General features: G+C 66.1%; 2 protein-coding genes. Both read left to right on the forward strand.

Features of this window, described 5'->3' with window-relative positions:
- Window positions 1–32: 32 nt before the first annotated feature.
- Window positions 33–617, forward strand: a complete 585-nt coding sequence (locus PGX04_RS30565) for a diacylglycerol/polyprenol kinase family protein (protein ID WP_273741921.1) — start codon at window positions 33–35, stop codon at window positions 615–617.
- Between the two features lie 148 nt (window positions 618–765).
- On the forward strand, window positions 766–1219 hold a 454-nt coding region (locus PGX04_RS30570), incomplete at its 3' end, for an MFS transporter (protein WP_273741922.1).

The following is a 1219-nucleotide window of genomic DNA, read 5'->3' on the forward strand; positions in this document are numbered from 1 at the left end:
ACTGAAGGTCACCTCCCCCGAGGGACGAAGTGATGGCCGACGAACTGAAGCGGCGACTCGTCCACGCCAGTGGCTCCGGGTTGGTCGCCCTCTATCTGCTCGCCGATTATCTCGAGGCCGGGCTCACGTGGCCCCGATTTAAGATTCTCATGGTCGCCATCGCGACCGGTGCGCTCGTCCTCGAGTTCCTGCGACTTCGGGTCGGACTCGACTGGCGACTCTACGACGTGCTGACGCGCGAGTACGAGCAGGACAACCCCGCCGGCTACGCGCTGTACATGATCAGCATGGCCATCGTCGTGGTGGTCTTCCAGCAGGATATCGCCCTCCCCGCGATGTTGATGCTCTCGCTCGGCGATCCGATCAGCGGAGCCGTCTCGGACAACACCCTCCAGCGTGTCAAGCCGCCGAAGGTGCTCATCACGATGTTCCTCGTCTCGACGGTTATCGCGATCCCGTTCCTCCCGATCGGCGTCGCACTGGTCGCCGCCCTGGGCGCGACCCTCGCCGACGGCGTGACCCTCGAAATCCGGACCTACATCATCGACGACAACCTGACGATCCCGATCTACGCCGCCTGTCTGGCATGGCTGGTGCTCGAGTTCGCGCCGTTGTGACCGTGCGAACTGTCGACGGCGACGACGGCGGCAGTGACCGGTTCCGATATCGGCAAGGGCGTACCGTTCTGGGCCGCTCAAGACCGTCGCCGACGAATGGGTGAATCGAGACGTGTCTCCCCCGGAAACGAGGAATCGACTGTCGACCGTGCGGTCCTTCCTGACGGACGGCCGCGGCGAGATTCTGGTCGCCGTCGCCGCCGGCTGGTTCCTCTCGATCGGCATCCGTCTGGCCTACCCCGTCCTGTTGCCTCACCTCCGAGAATCCTACGGGCTCGACCTGACCACGGCCGGGCTCCTGTTGACCGCGCTCTGGCTCTGTTACGCGCTGGGACAGCTCCCGGGCGGACTCCTCGCCGACCGGTTCGGGGAGGGCAACGTCCTCGTCGCGAGTACCCTGATCTCGGCGGTGACGCTCGGACTCGTCGCCGTCGCCGGCTCCGCGCCGGTGGTTTACCTCGCGACCGGGGCGTTCGGCTTCGGAACGGCGCTGTACGGCGTCGCCCGTTTCACGACGCTCTCGGACGTCTACCCCGACAACGACGGCACCGCGATCGGCGTGACGATGGCGGCGGGACAGGCCGGAAATACGCTCTTGCCGC

The sequence above is a fragment of the Natrinema soli genome (assembly GCF_028618695.1).